18 protein-coding genes are annotated in these 23188 nt (G+C 61.4%); 6 read left to right on the top strand and 12 right to left on the bottom strand.

Annotated features, from left to right (window positions below; genetic code table 11):
* Positions 1–66: 66 nt before the first annotated feature.
* The gene (locus tag ACR0MO_RS13255) at positions 67–1299 is read right to left on the bottom strand and encodes an MFS transporter (RefSeq protein ID WP_480891690.1); all 1233 of its coding nucleotides are present in this window, start codon (positions 1297–1299) and stop codon (positions 67–69) included.
* A 73-nt stretch (positions 1300–1372) separates the two neighbouring features.
* On the bottom strand, positions 1373–3568 hold the full coding sequence (locus tag ACR0MO_RS13250; protein ID WP_480891689.1) for a primosomal protein N': 2196 nt from the start codon (positions 3566–3568) through the stop codon (positions 1373–1375).
* Between the two features lie 88 nt (positions 3569–3656).
* On the opposite strand from ACR0MO_RS13250, the gene fsa reads away from it, so the two are divergent.
* The 4 genes from fsa to ACR0MO_RS13230 all read left to right on the top strand — a co-directional run bounded on the left by fsa (position 3657) and on the right by ACR0MO_RS13230 (position 6923).
* Positions 3657–4310: a fructose-6-phosphate aldolase gene (fsa, locus tag ACR0MO_RS13245; RefSeq protein ID WP_170454320.1), complete on the top strand. Its 654-nt coding sequence runs from the start codon at positions 3657–3659 to the stop codon at positions 4308–4310.
* A gap of 205 nt (positions 4311–4515) precedes the next feature.
* Entirely contained in the window at positions 4516–5223 is a 708-nt protein-coding gene (locus ACR0MO_RS13240) for a DUF484 family protein (protein WP_170454322.1), read from the top strand.
* Positions 5220–6140, top strand: coding sequence for a tyrosine recombinase XerC (locus ACR0MO_RS13235; RefSeq protein ID WP_170623766.1), 921 nt, complete (start codon positions 5220–5222; stop codon positions 6138–6140). Before ACR0MO_RS13240 ends, ACR0MO_RS13235 begins: the two co-directional genes overlap by 4 nt.
* 87 nt (positions 6141–6227) lie before the next feature.
* Positions 6228–6923 carry a CDP-alcohol phosphatidyltransferase family protein gene (locus tag ACR0MO_RS13230; RefSeq protein WP_170454326.1) on the top strand — a complete coding sequence of 232 codons (696 nt, stop codon included), beginning with the start codon at positions 6228–6230 and terminating at the stop codon, positions 6921–6923.
* Between the two features lie 6 nt (positions 6924–6929).
* Here the strand turns inward: ACR0MO_RS13230 and ACR0MO_RS13225 are convergent, their stop codons facing one another.
* A complete protein-coding gene (locus ACR0MO_RS13225; RefSeq protein ID WP_480580196.1) occupies positions 6930–7397 on the bottom strand; it encodes a hypothetical protein in 468 nt (155 codons plus the stop codon).
* A 76-nt stretch (positions 7398–7473) separates the two neighbouring features.
* A complete protein-coding gene (locus ACR0MO_RS13220) occupies positions 7474–7929 on the bottom strand; it encodes a methylated-DNA--[protein]-cysteine S-methyltransferase (protein WP_170454330.1) in 456 nt (151 codons plus the stop codon).
* Positions 7930–8074: 145 nt separating this feature from the next.
* Between ACR0MO_RS13220 and ACR0MO_RS13215 the strand changes: the two genes are divergently transcribed.
* Both ACR0MO_RS13215 and ACR0MO_RS13210 read left to right on the top strand, forming a co-directional pair.
* Entirely contained in the window at positions 8075–9589 is a 1515-nt protein-coding gene (locus ACR0MO_RS13215; RefSeq protein ID WP_480580192.1) for a di-heme oxidoredictase family protein, read from the top strand.
* Positions 9590–9798: 209 nt separating this feature from the next.
* Positions 9799–11757, top strand: a complete 1959-nt coding sequence (locus tag ACR0MO_RS13210) for a hypothetical protein (protein ID WP_480891682.1) — start codon at positions 9799–9801, stop codon at positions 11755–11757.
* Positions 11758–11798: 41 nt separating this feature from the next.
* Here ACR0MO_RS13210 and ileS read toward each other — a convergent pair whose 3' ends face one another.
* The 8 genes from ileS to ACR0MO_RS13170 all read right to left on the bottom strand — a co-directional run bounded on the left by ileS (position 11799) and on the right by ACR0MO_RS13170 (position 23188).
* A complete protein-coding gene (gene ileS, locus ACR0MO_RS13205) occupies positions 11799–14711 on the bottom strand; it encodes an isoleucine--tRNA ligase (protein WP_170454336.1) in 2913 nt (970 codons plus the stop codon).
* A 163-nt stretch (positions 14712–14874) separates the two neighbouring features.
* Positions 14875–17586 carry a DUF2339 domain-containing protein gene (locus tag ACR0MO_RS13200; RefSeq protein ID WP_480891679.1) on the bottom strand — a complete coding sequence of 904 codons (2712 nt, stop codon included), beginning with the start codon at positions 17584–17586 and terminating at the stop codon, positions 14875–14877.
* A gap of 100 nt (positions 17587–17686) precedes the next feature.
* Positions 17687–18166, bottom strand: a complete 480-nt coding sequence (locus tag ACR0MO_RS13195; RefSeq protein ID WP_170623777.1) for a DUF2269 domain-containing protein — start codon at positions 18164–18166, stop codon at positions 17687–17689.
* Positions 18166–19482: an SDR family oxidoreductase gene (locus tag ACR0MO_RS13190; RefSeq protein ID WP_170520511.1), complete on the bottom strand. Its 1317-nt coding sequence runs from the start codon at positions 19480–19482 to the stop codon at positions 18166–18168. Before ACR0MO_RS13190 ends, ACR0MO_RS13195 begins: the two co-directional genes overlap by 1 nt.
* 86 nt (positions 19483–19568) lie before the next feature.
* Positions 19569–20279, bottom strand: coding sequence for a VIT1/CCC1 transporter family protein (locus tag ACR0MO_RS13185; RefSeq protein WP_170520509.1), 711 nt, complete (start codon positions 20277–20279; stop codon positions 19569–19571).
* A 59-nt stretch (positions 20280–20338) separates the two neighbouring features.
* Positions 20339–21328, bottom strand: a complete 990-nt coding sequence (locus ACR0MO_RS13180; protein ID WP_480891885.1) for a YcjF family protein — start codon at positions 21326–21328, stop codon at positions 20339–20341.
* The gene (locus ACR0MO_RS13175; protein WP_480891882.1) at positions 21321–21773 is read right to left on the bottom strand and encodes an N-acetyltransferase family protein; all 453 of its coding nucleotides are present in this window, start codon (positions 21771–21773) and stop codon (positions 21321–21323) included. Before ACR0MO_RS13175 ends, ACR0MO_RS13180 begins: the two co-directional genes overlap by 8 nt.
* Positions 21773–23188 (bottom strand): YcjX family GTP-binding protein, encoded by a 1416-nt coding sequence (locus ACR0MO_RS13170; protein ID WP_480891675.1) that lies wholly within the window; start codon positions 23186–23188, stop codon positions 21773–21775. The genes ACR0MO_RS13175 and ACR0MO_RS13170 overlap by 1 nt, the downstream gene beginning before the upstream one ends.

The following is a 23188-nucleotide window of genomic DNA, read 5'->3' as shown; positions in this document are numbered from 1 at the left end:
GGGGGCCTCCTGTCTCAGTTGAAACAGCGCCTATGGCGCGGGCCCGCCAAGGTCAAGCACTGGTGCTTATTCAGCGGGGGCCGGGGCGTATTTCGCCAGGATTGTTTCATTGCCCGGTTCCGGGTGGCGCGGGATCAGCAGCGACAGCGCCAACGAGATCAGCGCCATCGCCGCGGCCAGCCCGAACACCGCACCGGGTGAGACGACCCACAGCAAGCCCAGAAGCGCAGGCAGGAACACCGCCGCAATGTGGTTGATGGTAAAGGCCACCGCCGCCGTGGGCGCGATATCCGCCGGGTCGGCGATTTTCTGGAAATAGGTTTTCAGGGCCAGCGCCAGCGCAAACAGCACGTGGTCGATCACATAGAGGATCGCGGCCAGCAGCACGCCCCAGCCGAACCAGTAGATGCCGCCATAGGCCGCGAAGACAATCGCAAGGCCAGCGTATTCGAAAATCAGCGTGCGGCGTTCGCCGAACCTGGCCACCGCTTTTCCCAGCAGCGGCGCGGCCATCATATTGATCATCAGGTTGATCAGATACAGGCTGGTCAGTTCGTGCACTTCGAACCCGAATTTCTCAACCATCATGAAGCCCGCGAAGACGACAAAGATCTGCCGCCGCGCGCCAGCCATGAATTGCAGCGCGTAGTACAGCCAGTAGCGGCGACGCAGTATGATCTTTTTGGTCTGCGGCGTCGGCGCATCGAATTGCGGATAGGCAATCAGGCTGAACAGCGCCAGCAGGACGGTCACGCCGCCCGCAGCCATGAAGACGAAGTTATAGGACAGATCGAACCGGTCCCAGGTCAACACGATCAGCCCATAGACCACCATCGTCGCAGCCGAGCCCATCGCCACCAGCCAGCCCAGCACCTGCGGCGCGCGGTCCTTGGGCAGCCATTGCAGTTGCAGCGACTGGTTCACCGTCTCGTAATAGTGAAACCCGATCGAGCTGAACAGCGTCACGAACAGCAGCCCGCCAAGGCTGGGAAACCACGCCGTGACAGCCGTCGCCACGCCCAGCATCATCAGCGAGATCATCGCCAGAACCTGCTCGCGGATAAAGATGATCACCGCGATGACGCCGACCGCCAGAAAGCCGGGGATCTCGCGCACCGTGTGCAGCAGCCCGATATCCGCGCCGTCGAAATTCGCCACCTCGATGACGAAGTTGTTCAGCAGCGCGCTCCACCCGTTGAAGGCAATCGGCATGGTCATCGCCATCACGAACAGCAGCGTGATGGGGCGACGCCAGAACGGCAGGCTTTGCGCCTCGGATAGCGGCATGGGTTTCAGCATGAGACCCCTCTACGCCCATTTTCGCAGCTTGGCGAGGGGTATGCTGCACAGCCGCCCTGCGCAGATGCAGAGGTCAGTAGAAACTCTGCGGATCGATATCCACGGTCAGGCGAATGTCGCCTTTCAGACGCAAGGGCGCGATCCAGCGGGCGATGGCGTCCTGAATAGGAGCACCCTTGGGGGCCTTGACCAGCAAACGCACGCGGTGTCGCCCCCGAATGCGGGCAATCGGCGCGGGTGCAGGGCCAAAGACCTGCGCGCCGATCTGGCGCAACGGGGCATCGTTGCGGGCCATGGCGTTGCCAATGTCGAACACCGGCCCGACCTCGGGGCCCGACAGGACGATCCCCGCCATGCGACCATAGGGCGGTACCCCGGCGGCCTGCCGCCCGGCGGCCTCGGCTTTCCAAAATCCTTCCTCATCCCCCGACAGAATCGCGCGGATCACCGGGTGTTCCGGCTGAAAGGTCTGTAACAGCGCCTGCCCCGGCTTTTCGGCCCGACCCGCGCGCCCCGCCACCTGCCGCATCAACTGAAACGTTCGCTCGGCAGCCCGCAGGTCCGCGCCATGCAGGCTGAGATCGGCGTCAATCACGCCCACCAGCGTCAGCTTGGGAAAGTTGTGCCCCTTGGCCACCAGTTGCGTGCCGATGACGATATCCGCATCCCCGTCGGCAATTTCCTCGATCTTGGCCTTCAGCGCCCGGGCCGAGCCGAACAGGTCGGAACTGAGCATCGCGATCTTCGCCTCGGGAAAGGTTGCCTCGGCCTCTTCCGCCAGCCTCTCGATCCCCGGCCCCACCGGGGCAAGCTTACCCTCGACCCCGCAGGACGGGCAGGTTTCGGGCATCGGCTTGGTCTCGCCGCATTGGTGGCACATCAGGCGTTTCAGGAACCGATGCTCGACCATCCGCGCGTCGCAATGGTCGCAGGCTATTTGCTCGCCACAAGCCCGACACAGGGTCACGGGCGCATAGCCGCGACGGTTGATGAACAACAACGACTGTTCGCCCCGCTCGATCCGCTGCCGCACCGCCTGCCGCAACGACGGAGAAATCCACGTTCCCGGCTGCATCTGCTCGGCCCGCATGTCGAGGGGCTTCATCTCGGGCAGAACCGCCGCTCCGAACCGAGAGGTCAGGTCAAGCCGCTCATATTTCCCTGCCTCGGCATTCGCCCAGCTTTCCAGCGACGGCGTGGCGCTGGCCAGAATCACCCGCGCGCCACAGATGGCCGAGCGCAAAACCGCCATGTCACGGGCGCTGTAATGCACGCCGTCTTCCTGTTTGTACGAGGTGTCGTGTTCTTCATCGACCACGACCAGCCCCAGATTGCGGAACGGCAGAAACAGCGCCGAGCGCGCGCCGACCACCAGTTGCGCATCCCCCTGCCCGACCATGCGCCAGACCCGACGACGCTCGGTCATAGTTGCCCCCGAATGCCATTCCGCCGGGCGCGCACCAAACCGCGCCTCGACCCGGGTCAGGAATTCGGCGGTCAGAGCAATCTCGGGCAGCAGCACCAGCGCCTGCCGCCCCTGCCGCAGCGCCTCGGCCACGGCTTCCAGATACACTTCGGTCTTGCCAGACCCCGTCACGCCTTTCAGCAGCGTGGTGCCGTAATCCCCGGTCCGTTGCCCGGCCTGCAACCGCGCCACGGCTGCGGCCTGATCCTCGGTCAGGTCTTTGCCGGGCAAATCCGAGTCCAGATGCGGATAGGGCAGATCGCGGGGGCTGTCCTCTTCGCGCACCGCGCCCTGCTTGACCAACCCTTTGACAACAGACGAGGTCACACCCGCCTGCTCGGCCAGTTCCTTCAGGGTGAAAGCCAGCCCGCCATAATCGCGCAACACCTCCAGCACCCGCGTCCGGGCATCGGTCATCCGGTCCGGTTCACGGTCGCCCAACCGGTAAATCTTGCGCATCGATGGCGGATCACCCAACCCCGGCGCGCGCGTCGCCAGACGCAGCATCGCGGGCATGGGTGTCAGCGTGTAGTCGGCCACCTTGCCCAGAAACAGGCGCATCTCTTCTCGCATTGGCGCGACCTCAAGCACCCGGATCACCGACCGCGCCTTGGCAAGGTCAAAGCCACCCTGCCCAGGCCCCCAAACCACGCCCAACACCTTGCGCGGCCCCAGCGGCACCTCGACATACGCGCCCAGAAAGCACCCGCCCTCGGGCGCTTTGTAATCCAGCGTCCGGTCCAGCGGCTGCGTGGTCAGCACCGCTACCAGCTCTCCTTCGTCGAAAAATCCGTTAGCGCTCACGGCATATCCTATGCAGGGGGTTCCAGCAGGGGTTTCTTTGAGGTAAAGCCATCCGCGACCAAGGCCAACCCATCAAAGGACTGCCCTCATGAAATTCTTCGTAGACACAGCCGAGATCGACGCCATCGCCGAATTGAACGATCTGGGCATGGTGGACGGTGTGACCACCAACCCCTCGCTGATCCTGAAATCGGGCCGCGACATTCTGGAAGTGACCAAGGAAATCTGTGATCTGGTCGACGGCCCCGTATCCGCCGAAGTTGTCGCCACCGAGGCCGACGACATGATCGCCGAAGGCCGCAAGCTGGCCAAGATCGCGCCGAACATCGCGGTCAAAGTGCCGCTGACATGGGCCGGTCTGAAAACCTGCAAAACCCTCAGCGACGAAGGCCAGATGGTTAACGTGACCCTGTGTTTCTCGACCAATCAGGCGATTCTGGCGGCCAAAGCGGGCGCGACCTTCATCTCGCCCTTCATTGGCCGGTTGGACGACATCAACCTCGACGGCATGGACCTGATCGCCGATATCCGTCAGGTCTATGACAATTACGGTTTTGAAACCGAAATCCTCGCCGCCTCGATCCGTACCGTGAACCACGTGACCGACAGCGCCCGTATCGGTGCAGACGTGATCACCGCACCGCCTGCCGTGATCAAGAAACTGGCCGATCACCCACTGACCGAAAAGGGCCTTGAAACCTTCCTGGCCGACTGGGCCAAAACCGGTCAGAAGATCCTCTGACCTCAAAGCCTTAGCGCCCGCGCGGCACCGACAGGTGCCGCGCCCGGCCCAACTGCAAACGCCTGATCCCCGGATCAGGATGTTGCAGGCGGGAGCCGTTCGAGCACAGATCGCACCAAAATCTACCCATACGTGCATTTTTTCCAAGGCAATCCCGACCTGTCATGGTATAAGTCGCCAAAACAAAAAACCGACCGGACGGGACATGAGCAGCAACCCAAAACTCGAGGATAACCTCCGCGCCGCGATTCTGGCCAAGCCCGACGCGTTGCTGGACGACAAGGATCTGATGCAGGCGCTTGTGGCCGCCAATGAACAGGCGCGCGGAGACAATGTGATCGACCTGCGCGGTATCGCCATGCAACGGCTCGAGGCGCGGCTGGACCGGCTGGAAGACACGCACCGCTCGGTCATCGCCGCCGCTTACGAGAATCTGGCGGGCACCAATCAAGTGCACCGCGCCATTCTGCGGCTGCTGGAACCGGTCGAGTTCGAGGACTTCCTGAAGGTTCTGGGCAATGACGTGGCCGAGATCCTGCGGGTCGACCGCGTCACGCTGGTTCTGGAAACCACGGTGGTGCAGGACGATCCGGCCATCGACAAGCTGGGCGGTGTTCTGACCGTCGTCGAGCCCGGTTTTGTCGATACCTACCTGACCTATGACCGCGGCGGCCCGGCCCGCGAGGTCACGTTGCGCGAAATTCAACGCGCAAACCCGCGCGTCTATGGAACCGGAGCAACCCATCTGCGGTCCGAGGCCTGCCTTAAGCTGGATCTGGGCGCGGGCCGTTTGCCCGGCATGATCGTGATGGGCGCGTCGGATCCGCGCCACTTTACCCCGCAGCTTGGCACTGATCTTCTGGCCTTTTTTGCAGGCGTTTTCGAACGGTCGATGCGTCACTGGCTGTCGTGAGCCTGATCTCCCCGGCCTGCCGGGACGCCCTCCAACACTGGTTGGAGAGCCTCAGCGCGCTGGCCGGGCGATCGGACAACACACAAACCGCCTATCGCGGTGACGTCACCGATTTCCTGTCCTTCATGACCCTGCACCACGGGGATCGTCAGGGTTTGGCCGCTTTGGAACGCATTACCGTATCGGACATGCGGGCCTGGATGGCGGATCAGCGCGGATCGGGCGTCGGCGCGCGGTCGCTGGCGCGTAAACTCTCCGCTGTCAAAAGCTTCTACCGCTGGCTGGCCGAACGTGAAGGCTTTGAACCCACCGCCGTCCTGTCCACCCGCGCGCCCAAGTTCACAAAGAAACTACCCCGCCCCCTTGCAGAAGACGCCGCCCGCGCGATGATCGACACGGTCGAGCTGCAATCGACCTCGGACTGGGTTTCTGCCCGCGATGTGGCGGTGGTCACTCTGCTTTACGGTTGCGGTTTGCGGATATCCGAAGCCTTGTCCCTGACCGGAGCCGACGCCCCGCTGCCTGCAACCCTGCGCATCATGGGCAAAGGCGGGAAAGAACGCATTGTTCCGGTCATACCCGCCGCCCGTGAGGCCGTGACCCGATACCTGAAACTCTGCCCGCACCCTCAGGCCGACGATGCGCCCTTGTTTCGCGGCGTGCGCGGCGGGCGGCTGAACCCGCGGGCCATTCAGGGCGCGATGGCCAAGGCGCGGATGCAACTGGGCCTGCCGTCAACGGCCACACCTCATGCCATGCGACACAGCTTTGCCACCCACCTGCTTACGGCCGGGGGGGATTTGCGTGCAATTCAGGAACTGCTGGGCCACGCCTCATTATCGACCACTCAGGCTTACACTGCCGTCGATACCGCGCGGTTGATGGAGGTTTACAACCGTGCGCATCCCAAAGCGTGACGCCTGGAACGCTGCGTCCTGAAGACTTCTGCAACTTAAGCGGGCTTTTGATTTGCATCTCGCCAACGCATCGTACATGACAGCCGCATGACACTTAGATTCAAAGCATTAGCCGTCCATCTTTTCACCGCAACGGGCGCCGTTTTCGCCATGCTGGCCATGCTGGCCGCCGTCGAGGAAAAGTGGAGCCTGATGTATCTCTGGCTTGTCGTTTCCTTCATAGTCGATGGCATCGACGGTCCTTTGGCCCGACACTATCACGTCAAGAAAAACGCGCCTGAATTCGATGGCGTCCTGCTGGACCTGATCATCGATTACCTGACCTACGTGTTCATTCCGGCCTATGCCCTGTTCAAATCCGGGTTGATGGATGGCTGGACCGGATGGTTTGCAATCATTGTCATCACCTTTGCAAGCGCGATGTATTTTGCCGATACGCGCATGAAAACCAAGGACAACTCGTTTTCCGGCTTCCCTGGATGCTGGAATATGGTGGTTATCGTGATTTTCGCGCTTGAACCCAACTTCTGGTTCAGCCTGGTGCTGGTGACGTTGCTGTCGATTGCAATGTTCCTGCCGCTGAAATTCGTCCATCCCGTACGGACCGAACGCTGGCGCAGCCTGACCTTGCCGATGGCCCTGGCCTGGACCTTCTTTGCGGGCTGGGCAGCCTGGGTCGATTTCCACCCTGAAAGCTGGGCGCATTGGGGGCTGGTTGTCACCAGCCTGTATCTGACCTTTGCCGGTATCGCGCAGCAGATCATACCGCAGCGCAATACCTAGAGGGGGTTACAGGACGTCCTGAACCTCGAACTCGGTGCCGTTATGGGTAAAGACATCTCCGGCCTGTAGCCCAACCATGGCCAGATAGATCGGGCTTTGCGTTGAAATGCCCATATAGGTCTTGCCGTCCACGTCAAACCGCGTCGTGGAAACGCAGACAACAAAGCGGCGGTTGTTGAACTTGATGATCGCACCCGGCTGCACCGTATCGGTCAGGCCGAAATCGGTGTTTTCAATGACGTCGATCTTGGCGTGATGCGCATGGACCGGGGCGTCAAAAGCGGCCGCCAGATCGGCATTCTCACGCGAGGCGGCAATATCGTCCTTGTCGTGGCCCTCGCGGTCATCCAGCTGAGCGTCTTTCAGAAAGGCATCGTAATGCGCCTGAGCGGTCGCCAGTTCCTGCGCCTCTAACGACATCAGCTTGTCAATAATGGCCTTCTTGCGGGCGGCACGGTCTGCGTCGGTCATCATGCAATAGGATCCTTCAAAATCAGCATCAAATATAAGTTGAGCATCCGGATTTCGGATTGCAACTGATTTCCGTCACTCAGATCAACAGGCCCGCTGCCTTTTCATGACGCAAAAGGGCCACCTTCGTCTCGATCCCGCCATCACCGGAATACCCGCCCAGACCGTTGGCGGCCAGCACCCGATGACAGGGAATAATGACCGGGATCGGGTTTGCCCCGCAGGCTTGCCCCACCGGCTGCGCAGGTTGGCCCAGCTCTTTTGCGATGTCCCCGTATGTGCGTGTCTCACCCAATGGGATCGCGTACATCAGATCACAAACCTGCTTTTGAAACGCGGACCCTTCGACACGGTACGGCAGGTCGAAACGGTCAAGCTGACCCGCATCATAGGCCCGCAACTGGGCCGCGGCCTCGTGCAGCAGAGCCGTCGGTTCACCTTCGTCTGCACCATGCCAAACAAGACGCCTGACAAAGCCGTCCTGCTCTTCCACCCCAAGGCATCCAAAACGCGTTTCAACGGCAATCATCGGCATGTCGCGATGCTGTCAGAGCGGGCTCAGTTTCGCAAGGCTCGGCGCTCATCCACTTAAACAAACACGCATTCACATAAAACGTTGTCGTGATGAATTGTTATCCCTAACGTGAGGGCAGCTGAAATCAACGCCAATGGGGGATGGGATGCGAAATCAGATTCGCGTTATTGTTGTAGGTTCGCTTGTTTTATCAGCTTCAGTTGCTTTGGCCGAAACGCCTCCGCCGGTCGATCAGAAAGACCTGATGTCGCGGTTGGGCAAGGACCGGCTCAAGGCTTTCGTCTATGCCTTTGAGGCCGGCGACGAAATAACCGAAGCGGACTATACGATGGAGCGCGGGGTTGGTGCACGTGTCTCAGATGGCCAGTATTTCTCGCGCCTGCCACGCGCCGATCTGGCCAGCGCCGGGGATTGGGCCGAACATTTTCCCGCCCGCGAAGGCGGCCCACAGGCGCATTCGTGCATTTCCTGCCACTCTGCCCCGCTGGCCAACGGGGCGGGACCGATGGCGATGAACGTTGTGATCGACCCGACGCATTCGGGTGATCCATCCAGCTTTCTGGAACGCAACACCCTGCATCTGTTCGGCCTTGGAGCAGTGCAGCGGGTCGCCGAGGAAATCACCCAAGACCTGAAGCAACAGGAAGCCGCGCTGGCCAAGGAAACCTGTAACGAAAGCTTCCCGATCAAGCATTACCTCGTCTCAAAGGGAATTTCCTTTGGCGCGCTTACAGCCTCGGCCGAGGTGGACGGAACAACCTGCAAGGCCAACATTAACTACGATGAGGTCTACGGAATCGATGAGGACCTGATCGTGCGTCCTTTCGGTTGGAAAGGCTTGCACGCGACCCTGCGCAGCTTTGCCAGAAGTGCGGCCCATAACGAGATGGGGATGCAGGCGGTCGAATTGGTCGGAAACGAGGACGGAGATTTTGATGGTGTGACCGGCGAACTGACAGTCGGAGACGTCACCGCTGTCACGCTCTATATGGCTGCGTTAGAGCGGCCAACCTCCAAGCTGGAACTTGCGGAACTGGGTTTGGTCGAGTTGACCCAGGATGAGAAATACAAGCTGTTGCGCGGCGAACAGCGGCTGGTGGATGCCGGGTGCACGTCCTGCCACGTGCCAAGCGTCGATCTGAACAATGCAGTGTTTTCCGAACCCAGCGCCGTGCCGGGATATAGCGAGGAAGAACTGCCCAGCGGCGCAATCGCTGCCAAACTGGGTTTGGACGGGAAAAACCCCATGTGGTTTGACCTGACCAAAGATCAGCCCAACAACCGGATCGCAATGGCCGATGGCAGCGAGGTCCATTTGGGCGCGTTCCCAAGCAAGGGCGAGACCGGCGCAACCGTGTTCTGGTACACCGATTTCCGCCGTCACGACATGGGTCCCAAGCTTGCCGATCCGATTGACGCTTATGGCTTCGGTGCCTCGGTTTGGCCCACGCGGTCGCTGGCAGGTGTCGGTTCGACGGGACCGTGGCTGCACCACGGCCATGCCACCACATTGCGAGAGGCGATTATGGCCCATGGCGGCGCGGCGGAGCTTAGCAAGAACGCGTTCATTGCGCTGCCCGAGGAACAGCAGGACGAGTTGATCGCATTCCTCGAAAACCTTGTGATCGCGAATTTCGATCCCGAGGAAGAGGAAGGCTGACCGTCCGCCTGACAACGCCGCAGAAGCCCAAGTTCATCCTGCGCCTGCCTGCTGAAACAGCGCGGGCGCAGTTGGTCTTGGCCGGGCCCAGTTGGCCAATTCCCGCGTCGCAAATTTAGACAAATCGCCAGATAAGCGCGTCCTTTTGGGAAAACCCTCGGCCCGTGCTATGCTGATGGCATTGTTTTATGCGTTGGAGTTTTGGGGGAATGGGACGGCATCTTGTCCTCACAGTTCATGGTATCGGCGAACAGAAACCCGGTGAAACGGTAGATCAGGTCGTTGGCGCGGCCACGACCTGGCTGGACGGGCGACCCAAACCCCCGATCGAGGTCGAACGCGGCATGATCGAGCTGGCCGAGACAACGTTCAACGGCACCCCGCGCAATGCCAAGCTCTATAAGGTTAACCTGCGGAAAGTAACCAAACCCTCGGTCCCCAGCGACGAGGCCCTGTTTGCCGAGGTTTATTGGGCAGATCGTTCGCCCGCGCCAAAAGGGGCCATCAAGACAATACTGGATCTGATCTGGGTGGTTCTGGCGCTGGGCTATCTGGCGATGGACAATGTCGAACAGACCCATCAGCGCAAGAATATAGCCCCGGACGCCCCCAACGGCAGGAACACTTTCGCCGCACAGTTAGTTCATCTGTTCACCTGGATCTTTTTCGGCGCGGTCGCGACCCTGAACGCCTATCTGTTGCTGGGCGCGGCGGTGATAATGATCGACAGAATCCCGGTCGGATTTTTTCAAAGCCCGACATTGCTGTTCTGGCTGCTTCTCACGCTTTACGCGGGCGGAGCTGTTGTTGGTCTGCTGCGTGGTTTTTCCGCCCCGACCTATCTGCGGCGGGTATTTTGGCGTGGCATGTTCGGAATGGGCGTCGTTCTGGCACTTGGCCTGGCCCTCGGGCCGGTTGGCGCTGAATTTCGAAACTGCATCCCGTCAGAGACAACTTTCTGTCCTTTGATCCTGGAACCCTTTGTGGGCTTTCAGATCTACATATTGTCGGTCTTTTGGGCCACGCTGATCTTCCTGACACTATTTCTGTACTTGATGTCCGCCGCCCCCATTCAGATCAACGACAATCTGACAGAACACAGGCGGCTTTATCCAAGCATTTGCGCCGGCATGATGATCTTCTGGATGTTCTTCATTTCGGGCTTGTGGCTAACCATCGAACAGATGTTGAAAACCGTTGATTTCTTGTCGGACGGTCAGCTCCAGACCTTGTTCGACGCCAACCTGCGCGACTCGATCGAAACGCTAAGCGCCGTGTTCATCGCCATCGTTCTGTTGCTTTTGGTCGGTGGCGGGCTGTTTGCCGGTCGCCGAAAGTTCAAGGCGAACCTGCATGCCCGCAACGGGCTGATCAGCCGCGCGATTGTCAATCGGTTTGCGCAATGGGTCTTTTTGTTTGGGGCGATTGTGCTGGTTCTGGTGACGATCCGCGAGATTGTCACGAACCCGCACCATGGCTCTGTCTGCAAAACCACCCTGAACGACGCTTATGTCATTGCCTGGGCTTTGGATCGGCTTGCTTGTTTTCACGGTGAGATCGGCCTGATCGTGCTGGGCGCGACGGCCTTGATGTACCGGTTTTCGGATTTTGTTGCTGCCGGGCTGGGCGTGGTGCGGGACATTGTGACTTATGCCATTCGCGACAGATGTTTCATCAGCGCAGATCTGAACAGCAGAATCCACAACTACCCGGACCGTACCGCCATTGACGAGCGGTTCTATCGCACAATGCACTATGTGCTGGACGTCTTTCCGGCGGACCATATCACCGTGATCTCGCACTCTCAGGGCACTGTGATTGCGACCCAGATGTTGGCCGACCCGCGGGTGCAACGGCTGATAAACGGGCGGAACCTGACATTGATCACGATGGGCTGCCCGGTCACGCATATCTACCAGCGCTATTTCCCCGAGATGTTTACGGTCGTTGCCGGTAAACTGAATGCCGCGTGGTTCAACATCTTCCGGCAGGATGATTTCGTCGGCACTGAAATCGAAGGCGGCCTGATATTCTCGGATCGCAACATATCGGTCAATCCCGGAGGGCATTCCGGGTATTTTACCGATTATGAGGTCTGGAAAGCTTTGACGGATCCGAAAATCGGGTTCGACCTGTTCAACCCGACACCTCAGACCAAGCAGTCCTGAACTGAAATCGCCCCCTCAGATACCCGAGGGGGCGGTTCGCTTTAGCCCAGTGCTTCGTTGCAGCGTCCACATACGCCTTCATGCGCGTGCAGCCCGACATCCGGCAGGATCTTCCAGCAGCGCTGACATTTTTTTCCCTCGGCTTTCTCGAAAATCACCGCGACGCCTTCGATTTCCGGCACGCGGAACGCCTCGGCCGGGGCTGGATCGCCCGTGACGGTCAAGCCGGAGGTGATGCACATGTCATCCACGTCAAACGTCGCCAGCAAGTCGCGGGTTTCGCCATCCTCGACATTTACAATCGGCGCGGCCTCAAGGCTCGATCCGATCACCTTGTCCTGGCGCTGCACCTCAAGCGCGGCGGTCACGGCGCGGCGCACGCGACGAACCTTGGCCATGTTGGTTTCCAACTCGACGTCGCGCCAATCGGCGGGCGTTTCGGGGAAATCCACCAGATGGACCGAACTGTCGTCGCCCGGGAACCGCTCCAGCCAAACCTCTTCCATGGTGAAAACCAGAACAGGGGCCAGCCATGTGGTCAGGCGGTGGAACAGGATGTCCAGCACCGTACGGGCCGAACGGCGGCGCAGGGTATCACCGTCGCAATAGAGCGCGTCTTTGCGGACGTCGAAATAGAAAGACGACAGATCGACCGTGGCAAAGGTAAACACCGCGCTGAACACACCCTGGAAGTCGAAGGACGCATAGCCCTTGCGCACCTGTTCATCCAGTTCCGCCAGACGGCTGAGCACCCAGCGTTCCAGACGCGGCATGTCCTGCGGATCGACCCGGTCGGCTTCGGTAAAGTCTGCCAGAGAGCCCAGCATGAACCGCATCGTGTTGCGCAAACGGCGATAGCTGTCAGCGGTGCCCTTCAGGATTTCCGGCCCGATCCGCTGGTCAGCGGTATAGTCGGTCTGAGCAACCCACAGGCGCAGGATATCCGCGCCGTATTGCTTGACGATCTCCTCCGGGACAATGGTGTTGCCCAGCGACTTGGACATCTTGTTGCCCTTGGCGTCCAGCGTGAAGCCGTGGGTCACCACGTTCCGATATGGCGCGCGTCCCTTGGTGCCGCAGGCCTGCAGCATGGACGAATGGAACCAACCACGATGCTGGTCGGTGCCTTCCATGTAGACATCGGCGATGCCGTCCTCGGTCCCGTCCTCACGGTCGCGCAAAACGAAGGCGTGGGTCGAACCCGAGTCGAACCACACGTCCAGCACATCGAACACCTGGTCGTAGTCGTCCGGGTTGGCAATGCCGTCCAGCACTTGCTCTTTGAAGCCTTCGGTATACCAGATATCCGCGCCGTCCTTCTCGAACGCCGCCTTGATGCGGGCGTTCAGGTCTGCGTTGCGCAGCAGGTAATCCGCGTCGGTGGGCAGAGCACCTTTCTTGGTGAAGCAGGTCAACGGCACACCCCAGGCGCGCTGGCGCGACAGAACCCAGTCCGGGCGCGCCTCGATCATCGAATACAGACGGTTGCGGCCGGTCTGCGGCGTCCATTTCACCAGCTCGTCGATGGACCGCAGCGCACGTTCGCGGATGGTGTCGCCCATCTCACCCATGCCGTCATCCAGCTTGCGGTCGACCGAGGCAAACCACTGCGGCGTGTTGCGGTAGATGATCGGCGCTTTCGAGCGCCACGAATGCGGATAGCTGTGCTTGATCTTGCCGCGTGCCAGCAGCCCACCAACCTCGACCAGCTTGTCGATCACGGCTTTGTTCGCATCACCCTCACCGCCCTTGCGGGACAGGATGTATTTGCCGCCGAAGAACGGCAGATCAGCGCGGAACGAGCCATCGTCCATCACGTTATAAGTGATGACCTGCTCGAGCATCCCCAGATCGCGGTACAACTCGAATTCTTCCATCCCGTGTGACGGCGCACAGTGGACGAATCCGGTGCCTTCGGTGTCGGTCACAAACTCAGCGGCGCGGAAATCGCGAAGATCATCCCACTCGCCATTGCCGCCCTCGGCCCCGGCCAGCGGGTGGGTCAGTTGCACGCCTTCCAGTTCATCGGTGGTTACATCGCGGACACGGGTCCACTGGTCGTCGTTCAGACGGGCACGGCCCAGCACATCCGCGGCCAGATTGTCGGCCAGCAGGAACTTGTCGCCAACACTGGCCCAGCATTCGTCCGGCGTGTCGGTGACTTCGTACAGGCCGTAGGAGATATCCTTGCCGTAAACGACCGCCTTGTTCGACGGCATGGTCCACGGAGTCGTCGTCCAGATCACCACATAGGCATCATCCAGATCGCCTGCATTCACGACCCTGAACTTCACCCAGATGGTAAAGCTTTCCTTGTCGTGATACTCGACCTCGGCCTCGGCCAGCGCGGTCTTTTCAACAGGCGACCACATTACGGGTTTCGAGCCCTGATAGAGCGTGCCGTTCATCAGGAACTTCATGAACTCGTCGGCGATCACTGCCTCGGCGTGGTAGTCCATGGTGATATAGGGATCGGCCCAGTTGCCGGTGATGCCCAGACGCTTGAACTCTTCGCGCTGGATATCGATCCAGCCCTCGGCGAACTTGCGGCATTCCTGACGGAAGTCGACGACGTTCACCTCGTCCTTGTTCTTGCCTTTCTTGCGGTACTGCTCCTCGATCTTCCATTCGATGGGCAGACCGTGGCAGTCCCAGCCGGGCACATAGCGCGCGTCAAACCCCATCATCTGATGGGACCGCACGATCATGTCTTTGATGGTCTTGTTCAGCGCGTGGCCGATATGCAGGTGGCCGTTCGCGTAGGGTGGGCCGTCATGCAGGGTAAAGGGCGTGCGGCCCTCTTTCTCGCGCAGGCGGTCATAGACGCCGATCTTTGCCCAACGGTCCAGCCATGCGGGCTCGCGCTTGGGCAGGCCGGCGCGCATGGGGAAATCGGTCTTGGGCAGGTTCAGCGTGTCTTTGTAGTCAGGTGTTTGGGTCGTGTCGGCGCACATTGGGGGCGTCCTTTGGGTGATCTGGTCGTACTAGGATCGAAGCGGTCGGTGCGAAGTCTCAAACACCTTTGCCCGGCGTCTCGAGGATCAGAGCGCCGGGGATATAATTCGAATAATGATGGCCAAACGGTCAAACATGGCCGCGCTTATATGACGCCCGCTCTCAATGGTCCAGAGGTTCCGAGCCTTGCGGCAAATGGCGCAGCTTGGCCCAACGATTGAGCCATGCAAGCCCCGCCAGCGCGAGGCCCAGCGCCAGCAGCGAGAAGACGCGGATCAGACCGCCAAGGCCCGCGATGTCGATCAGGAACACCTTGGCCACGGCCAGCCCGATCACCGCCAGCCCCGCCTTGCGCATCAGGTCGGACCGCCGCGCGAGCGATTGGTAGAACAACGCCGCACCGACAATCAAAAGGGTCAGGGTATAGGTATAAAGCTCGGGCTGGGTTACGCCGTTGCCCTCGTACATGCCCTCGGCACCCTGCCAGACATGGCGGATGGTCAGGCCCAGCCAGACGGTCACTAAACCCGCAGCCACACCATAGCTGACCTGCCGCAAATGCTTGGGCATGGACGTAATCCTCCAGGCCGAAAACCCGATGGCCAGTGCGGGGATCAGATAGGCCACCGCCAGTGTGTTCAACAGCGGAGGGCCCAGAACCGGCTCGGCCAAGGGGTTCAGCAACGGATTGCGATCTACCAGAGCTTCGACCAGACGCAGCACCCCGTGACCAGCGAAGAAGATCGCCAGAGCATAGCGCGCATAGGTCAGCTTGCCGCCCAGTTCGAAGCGTTGCACCTGCGCATAGGCCAGCAGCAGCCAGATGACGGACAGCAGGCCCAGACCCCAATGGCTGTTCTCGGCCCCGCCCTCACCAAACGCCTCCAGCCAGCGCAGCAGAAGCAGCGATAGCAAAATGCCTCCGGTCGCCCAGGCCGCGCTTTCGAGCAGCAGCTTGGCAATCGGGCGATCCAGCGGTTTGATCAGCACCCAGCCGACAAAGAACCCAAGCGTCGCCGAAGCGTAGACCAGCGCCATCTCGGCAAGTGGTGCGCTTTCGGCCCAGCGCAGACCGGGGTCCAGAACCAGCCGTACGGTTACCGTGAACACACCTGCCCAGATAAACCAGCTCATCGGCGGCAAAGTGAACCGGCGATCCAACGCCGCAGCGACCACGATGGTCACGACCAGCGCAATCGTTAGCGCTGCGGAACTGAGGACGATCACGCAGGCAAAGGCCAGACAGGACAGCGCTGAAAGCGTGGCCAGCGCGGGCCGCATCCGGTTCTCGCCATCAACGCGGGCGAAGCGTTCCGCTATACCAACCATCACCGCACCCAGAACGATGGCGTGCAGCGCCCAGGGGTACGGGCCGATCACCTTGGCCGGATGCCAGCCGACCTCCAGCGCGATGGCCATGGCGGGCGCGAACACGGCGGCCGCCCCGGCCCATATGGCGGCGTATCGGTCTGCGTTGCAGGATCGCCAAGCCGCAAGAACTGAGACCAGCACGCCCAATGCGACCAGTATCGTGACAACTAACGGGGCGTCTGCTTCGGGCGTCTCGGCATAGGTGGCCGCGAAGGTGCGCGCGACGGTGCCGTTTTCGAGGTCATGCGCGACGACAAAGCCGATCAACCCAACAGCCGGGAACACCGTGGCATCCTGCAAGGCAGGCGCGTCCTTGGCCCACAAAAGCAGTGCCAGAGCCAACCCGAGCAGCAAGCATGTGGTCAGCCAGAACTCACCCGCTGAATCCGCCCAGTGCAGGGACAGGATGGCCGAGCTGACGGCCACTGCGGCAAATGCCACGCGGGTCGGGAAAGCAGGCCACGGATCACCCTTCTTGCGCCGGATGATCTCGGCCACCATGGGGCCCGCGTGATCGGGCCAGATGCGCCGGTTGGGGATCGCAATGGCCAGAAGTGCCAGCACGGTAACGCTGGTCAGATAACCGGGCTCGGTCAACGGGGAAGACAGAACCAGCAGCAGGCAGGCAATATAGGCGGCAAAGAGCGTAAGCACCGAAATCCAGGCCCAGCGCCGCACCGTATCGATGCCCAGACCCAGCAAGGTCAGGATGACAAAATACCCATACAGCCATGTCGGATCATCGGATGAGCCTCCTACCATAAAGGGGGCCGAGAAGGCTCCGATCAGTCCCACAGCAGCCAGCAGCGGCCCGTGGAACCAGCCCAGCACCAGACCCACCAGCGCGACAAGAACCATGCCAACCAACGCCGTTTCGGGAGAGATCAGGTCATAGAGTTGCCGGGCGGCCAGAATGCCGCCGAACAATGTTACCAAGCCCGCACCGGAAAAGACCGATGGCAGATACGCGGTCGAGGCTGTTTCGTCATCGCCGAACCTGCGGCGAATGACTTCGCCCACCACGATCAGCGCGACCCCAAAGGCCAAAGATGCCGCGACCCGCGCAGCCGGTGGCAGCAGCCCATTTTCAACCCCGTACTGAACCAGAAAGATACCGGCCAAGGCCAAGGACAGGGCCGAAACCGCATAAAACCAGTTCTCGCGCAGCCACAGCCCGAGGGCCGCAAAGCGATCCTGCCGGAAAACAACGGCCCCTGATGGCTCGGTCTCTTCGGCAACCGGAGGATCCTGCTTTTGGTCAGGTGGCGACCATGGGCCGGGCGCGGCCTCTGATGCGGGCAAATCCACCTCGGCTTTTGGCTCTGGCGCCGATGCCACGGCCTCTGGCAGTTCGACCTCAGCCTGACCCGGCGACAGCGCCTGTACTTGCCGCTCAAGGTGCTCAACCCGGCGGCGCAAGCGCGCTTGGCCAACCAAAAGCACGACAATCGTTACCGGAATGGCCAGTACAATCAGGCCAAGAAGAACAAGCAGCGATTCCAATTCAGGCTCCGTTCAATATCGTCCGGGCAAGCTATACCGCGCGAGCTATCGGGCGACAGTACGGAAATCCCGGTACCGTCGCGGTGTTGCGGGAAACACGCTAAAGGACCGAGATCGCCGGGCGCGCGATCATGAGCCAAAGGATCACCAGCACCGACAGAAAAGCCGGAATTCCGCATATAAACCAGATACGGAACAGGCGGGTGTAGTCTGCGGGCATTGGGCTTCCTGCATCCGCAGCAACCCGCGCATAGGCCCGCAGCCTGATCTGTATCCACACCACCGGCAACCAGAACAACCCGGTCAGCACATACAGCACCAGCGACAAGGCGATCCAACCCTCGCTCAGCGACCAGCCCAACCGCCAGGCCAGCGCGGTCCCGGTGATCGGCTGCAGGATGACGGCGGTTGTTGTGAAGATCAGATCAGCCAGCACCACGATGCCTGCGGTATGCGCAATCAGATGTGCGTCCCGGCTACGGTGTGCCATCAGCATGAAAAACGCGATGCCAGCGCCGGTTCCCAACAACACGCACGCTCCAATGACATGCAGCCAGAGCAGGATCAGATCGGGGTCCATCAGCGGCTCTCCAACATCGGAATGGCAATCAGGGACAAGGTCATTGCAGGAAGCACTTTGACCAACGGACCCAGCGGATCGGCCCACAAGCCGGGCACCAGAACCGAGGCTGAAATCAGGTAAATCAGCGCCACCCCGATCTGCGCCAAACATGCGCGGGTGGCCCAGGGCCGCCACAGAATGGCCAGCCCAAGCGCAATGTCGACCACCGACCAGAACGCCACGCCAAGCATCGCGACGGGCACCGCCCATCCTGCCCCGATCAGGACCTGCGCCGCATTGGACAGCCCCAGAAGCCCGAAAAGACCCGAGAGCAGCCAAAACAGGCTCAGCACCCCAACGACCAGTGGCATCAGAAGGGTCATGCGCGCGGTCAGCCTGTGTTCGCGACCGCAGGGCAATCCGGCGTAGATCTGCGGCAAGGACGCCAGCGCCTGCCCTGAGACCTGCCGAAATGGTGCAGGATCACCGATCACGCCTTGCGCCATGACCGTCATTGCCGTGCTGCGCAGCGGGGATCGCCACCCCAACCGACCCAGCAGATCAGCCCCGGCAGCGATGGGTTTGATCAATGCGGACGGAATCCTCAAATGGGTCGAGGCTGGGCGAAACCCAAGCCAACGGCGCGTGGCCGCAACCACCTCTGCCAGCGGTTGGGGCGTATCCTCGACCAGATCATAAGTGCCTTGCGGCAGCCGATCCATGGCGGCAGACAGAACGGCGCGACACAGATCCGGCATTCCGATGCACTGAACCGGGGTGTCCGGGTAAGCCAGCGGCTGTACCCACGGGATCGCGGCCAGCATGCGCAGCAGCGCGGTGCCACCGTAGTCGCTCTGCCCAATCACCAGCCCCGGTCTCAGCACCCAAAGCGGCACGCCCGAGGCCCGCAGAGCGGCGTCCCCGGCGGCTTTGGTGTTCAGGAATGGCGTCGACGCATCAGGCTCGGCCCCGATGGCCGAGATTTGGATCACCGCGATGTCCCGCGCCGCGCAAGCCTGACCCAAGGCCGCGATTGCAGTGTGGTGGACCACTTCAAGATTGTCCGGCCCGCCATCCTGCAGGGCACCTGCGCAATTGACCACGATATCGACCGACTGCAGCAGGGCCTGCCAGTCCTGAGGTTGCGTCAGACCGCGCAAATCACCCTGCACCAACTGTGTCCCCGGAAGAACCTTGCTGCCCACCGGCAAGTTGCGCACCAGCCCGCGCACGCTTGCACCTTCAGCCGTCAGCGCGCGCGCAACAGCGGCTCCGATAAACCCGTAAGCGCCCAGAACCAGAATGTTTTTCCCACGCAGATCGTCAGAAGGCATTGGCTGTCAAATCCGTTTTGCCTCAGCCTAACGGAAACATGGGAACGCGCCAGACGTGTCAGGCGATCTGCGACAAAGCCGCAGGGTCAGGGGTGAAACAGCGACCCCACCAGATAGGCAATAAGTGCCGCCACGCCGCCGATCAGCAGCGTCTCCAAGCCCGAACGCCACCACGGGGCCAGCGACCAGCGGCTTTTCAGCGCTCCGATGGCGAAAAAGACGCCCATCGTCATCCATGCCGAAACAGCGAAGGCGTTGTTCAGCGACAGCAGAAACGGCAACAAAGGGATCATCCCGGCCACCAGAAAGGCAAAGAACGTGGCAAGAGCGGCCTTCATCGGATGCGGATCGACACTGCCCAGCCCATATTCGCCTTCGATCATCAGGTCTATCCAGCTTTCGTGGTTCGAGGTTATGGCCGCGGTCGCATCCTCCAGCACGGGTCCCGACAGCCCCTTCTGCGCCAGAATCGCCCGCACCTCGTCGCGTTCGCCTTGTGGGTAGAGGGCGATGTGGCGTTCCTCGATGGCGCGGATCCGCTTGATGTTGTCCAGTTCCGCCTTGGTGCCCGAGTAGTTGCCCGCCGCCATGGAAAACCCATCGGCCAGAACATTCGCCAACCCCAGCGCCACGATGACAAAGGACGATAACCCTGCCCCGGCGACACCTGCCACGATGGCGAATGTGGTGACCGAACCGTCGATACCGCCATAGACCACATCGCGCAGAACGCCGCGACCGGGCGGGGCATTGATCCGCTGGGCGATCTCCTGCTGGCTGTGACCGTGATCTGTCATGGCTGGCCCTCCGTCACATTCAGTGTGACGAATGGCTGGCAGGTGCGCTTTGCGTCAGATCAACCCTTGGAAAACAGCCCCTTCAGGGCGCGTTTGATCACAGCGCGGGTCGACGGTTTGTGGCGATCCGAGAAGGGCAAGGGTCTGCATACCTCCATCGCGGCAACGCCAACCCGGGCGCTGAGTGCGCCGTTCACCAGCCCCTCGCCAAACCGGCGGGACAGTTTGCTGAGGACCGAGCCGCCCAAAACCGGCTCTAGCAAATCGTCGCCCACTGCGACTACGCCGGTTGCGACCAGATGAACAAAAACGGCGCGGGTCAGACGCCAACTGCCCAGAAACCCGGCCCGCCCGCCATAGATTTCCGCAATCCGCCGGATCATCCGCAGCGAGGCGGCCAAAGCCGTCACCACATCCGCCAGCGCCAGCGGCACCAATGCGGTCACAGTCGCCACCTGCCGGGCAGCCGCCTCAACCTCGCGGCTGGCGGCAGCGTCCAGAGGGGCCAGAATTTCATCTTCGGCTAAACCCAGCAGGCCTGAGGCGTCAAATTGCTCGGGCATGCGTTCGGACAGGCGGTCGCGGCCCCATTGGGTCTCATCCCGACCTTTGTAGAAGGCGATCAGGCGAGACGTAACAGCACGGGCCTTGGCCAGATCGGCGTCGGCCAGCGCCTCATCAGCCGAGCGGCGCAGCCCGTCGACACGAGACAAACTGCCAATCGCCGCCAGTTCCCGGATTGCGATGATCAGCGCGACAAAAACCAGCGCCGCGATCAATCCGGTGAAGATCCACCCCAGCACAGGCGCGCGGGCGACCAGCGAGGTGGCGAAGTCCCACGCGGCGACCGAGATCGCAGCGCCGACAACCGCCAGCGCCAAGCCCCAGAACCACCGCGACAGGGCCGAGGGCTTGCGGGCAGCAATTCGGGCCGCGCTTTGCATCGCTTGACCCTGAGGCTGCGCAAGGTCCGGCACCGGCGGGGCCGTGGCCACGTCGGCGGCGGGCGCATCTTCCTCGAGATCGATCAGAACCGGGCCTTTAGCCATGTGCTGCCCTTTCGATACGCCAGACATATTTGATGTCCGGCAGGTTTTCATCATTGTCGGCCCCGTCGCTGCGGGCAATCTCGGCAAAGCCATGACGTTCGTAGAACCTGCACGCGCCGGTATTGGCCTGAAAGGCAAAGAGGCTGAGTTGCGGATGCCGCGCCTTGGCATGGTCGAGCAACTGCGTGCCAATACCCTGCCCTCGCGCGGACACCGTCAGGTACAGCGAGTGAATATCCGACCCGTTCAAGGCCAGAAACCCAACCACCCCGTCCGACGTTTCGGCCACCGTGACCCAACCCTGATCAATCATCCGACCGCAAAAGGCGATGGTTTCGGCGCAGCTGTGCAATTCGGGCATCCAGTCGTTTTCGCGGGCAAACCCGTGCAGGATTTCCCCGGTCGTACCGGCATCGGTGCTGCGGGCGGGGCGTAATGTGACCATCACAGCCGGTCTCCGATCAGGAACTGCGCGGCCCGGTCCAGCCGGATATGCGGTGGGCCATCGCCGGGGCGCAGGGTCAGATGCGCCGGGGCAAACCTCATGAAACCAAAATCATCGCCCAGCCATGTCTCGGCCCCGTTCCGGGCCGGGCCGAGCAAGTGGGCCGGATCGTCCGGCAATTCTCCGGGGTAAAACGCGGCCTGCTTGCCACTGTCCTGCAACGTGCCACGCACGCAGGGCAATTCGACCCCGTCATGGCTGCGCATCTCTTCGGTTGTGGCCCGCAGCGAGGCCAGCGACAGCGCCGCTGTTTCGGCCCCCGCAAAGCTTGCCCGGTCGCGCGCCTCACGTGTCAGCGCCTCCATGATCGCGGTCAGACGGGGGTGCTGCGTGTGATGCAGGTGGTCGGCCTTTGTGGCGGCGAACAGGATACGTTCGACCCGTTTGCCCAGCAGCAACTGGCTGAGCCACGCGTTACGACCCGGACGGAAAGCCGACAGGATATCGCCCATGGCCCGGCGCATATCCTCGACCGCTTGCGGGCCTTTGTGGATCGCGCCCAGCGCATCGACCAGAACCACCTGCCGATCAATGCGCGAGAAATGATCGCGGAAAAACGGCTTTACCACCTGCGCCTTGTAGGCCTCATACCGCCGCTCCATCTCGCGCTGAAGGGTGCGGCGGCGCGAGGGTTCGGACACCGGCAATGGCGCAAAGGTCAGAACCGGAGAGCCTGCCAGATCGCCCGGCAGCAGGAACCGCCCCGGCGTACAGTCGTAGAACCCGGCGTCCCGTGCTTGGTTCAGATAGGTGGTAAATGCGGCAGCCAAGGCTTGCGCAGTGGGTTCGTCATGAATGGCCGTCAGATCGGTTGCGCGGGCTTGTTTCAGAAACTCTGCCGCGTCAGGTCGGTTTTCGATGCGCGACAGCGTCTCCTGCGACCAATCCTCATAGGATTTGTCCAACAGCGCGAGGTCCAGTAGCCATTCACCCGGATAATCCACAATATCCAGATGCACGGTGCGCGGCCCCTGTAGCCCGGCCAGCAACCCGGCAGGGCGGGCTTTGAAAGACAGGCGCAGCTCGGACACGGCGCGGGTGCTGTCGGGCCAGTGTGGTTGAGGGCCAGTCAGGTCAGACAGGTGCGCTTCATAGTCAAATCGGGGTACAGTATCGTCAGGTTGCGGTTGCAGATAGGCAGCGTTGATCCGGCCTTCCTGCTGCGCGACAAGGCCGCTCATGCGGCCCCGGTCCAGCAGGTTTGCCACCAGCGAGGTGATGAACACCGTCTTGCCAGATCGCGCCAGACCGGTGACGCCCAGACGGATGACCGACTCAAAAAACGTCTCGGACACGCTGTCGCCAATGGTTTCGACGCCGCGCACAAGACTGTCTGCCAGGGAAGAGATGACCAA

It is taken from the genome of Ruegeria sp. K5, from assembly GCF_056531805.1.
The sequence above is the reverse complement of the archived record's forward strand: the minus strand, read 5'-3'. Positions and strand labels throughout refer to the sequence as shown.